The 1,143-nt window shown below is 40.4% G+C and carries 2 protein-coding genes; both read left to right on the top strand.

Annotated elements, in window-relative coordinates; all coding sequences use genetic code 11:
- Window positions 1-204: hypothetical protein (locus KDK15_RS19770; protein ID WP_257297114.1), on the top strand; the 204-nt coding region annotated here is incomplete at its 5' end.
- Window positions 205-275: 71 nt separating this feature from the next.
- Window positions 276-881, top strand: a complete 606-nt coding sequence (locus KDK15_RS19765; protein ID WP_257297113.1) for a YiiX/YebB-like N1pC/P60 family cysteine hydrolase — start codon at window positions 276-278, stop codon at window positions 879-881.
- Window positions 882-1,143 lie beyond the last annotated feature (262 nt).

Genomic DNA, 1,143 nt, shown 5'->3' with positions numbered 1-1,143 from the left:
GCCAGTCTGAAGAAAACGTGTCGCCTGTATGGTCTTTCATTCTGGGACTATCTGAAAGACAGATTAAATGGAGTTGAGCAGTTCCCGAGGCTGGAGAGTTTGGTTGAGAAAGCTTCCCAGGTTCTATCTTGTGGGCTTTGCAGCAGTTTTCGAGAAATTACTGCTGGTGCGTATTGCAAATCAAATCTACAGTATGTTACGTGAAAGTGATTCGTATAAACGACTGTTAGTGCTTACAGATTTCTTAAACACCGTGATTTACTCAGGAGATGAAAATGATTAAACCTTACTCATCAATGCGAAACGAACTAAAAACTGGTGATGTAGTACTCTTTTCAGGTAAGGGGGCATTTAGTGACATCATTAAATATGGGACATTAAGTAAGTGGTCTCATGTTGGAATGATATTGAATATTCCAGAGTATGACTTCCTTACAGTTTGGGAATCAACCACCTTAAATAATATAAAGGATCTTGAGTCTGGCGTTCCACGCAAGGGGGTTCAGTTAGTACCCCTAAGTAATCGAGTGCAAAAGTATAGCGGTGACATTTCTGTCAGGCAGCTCAAGGGATGCGACTTGCCGGAGAATAGTTTGAGAATGCTAATGGAACTTAGAAAGGAGCTACGAGGAAAAGAGTACGAGAAAAGTAAAATAGAGTTGTTTAAATCTGCATATGATGGCCCTTTTGGTCACAATAAAGAAGATTTATCCTCCATTTTCTGTAGTGAGTTAGTTGCCGAAGCCTACCAAAGACTAGGTTTAGTAACAGAAGAGAAACCTTCAAATGAATATACTCCTGCTGACTTCTCTGAGAAACGAATGAAAAAACTTTTAGGAGATTATTATTTGGGAGAAGAAATTGTACTCAAAGATGAATAGTGTACTAAATAGGTACAAATGCCTGTTCAATGGGACGCTTTGCTGATTCACTATTGGTTCATTCATCTACAATGATCTGGTTGGTGGCAAAAAGCCCCATAGCCATTGGCCGGACAGCCTCATAGGAGGCTGTCCAAGAATAGTCTGCCCTACTGCGGTGGCAGCAAATTGGTCTAAAAATTCCGTTTTGTTCGGCAATTAGCACCACTATTCACCTCACAAAACGAAATTTTTATCCTCAATTTTCTGCCATCCTCGCTAC

The organism is Endozoicomonas sp. YOMI1 (assembly GCF_024606345.1).
Lineage (GTDB): Bacteria > Pseudomonadota > Gammaproteobacteria > Pseudomonadales > Endozoicomonadaceae > Endozoicomonas.
This window is presented reverse-complemented; position numbering and strand designations above follow the sequence as displayed.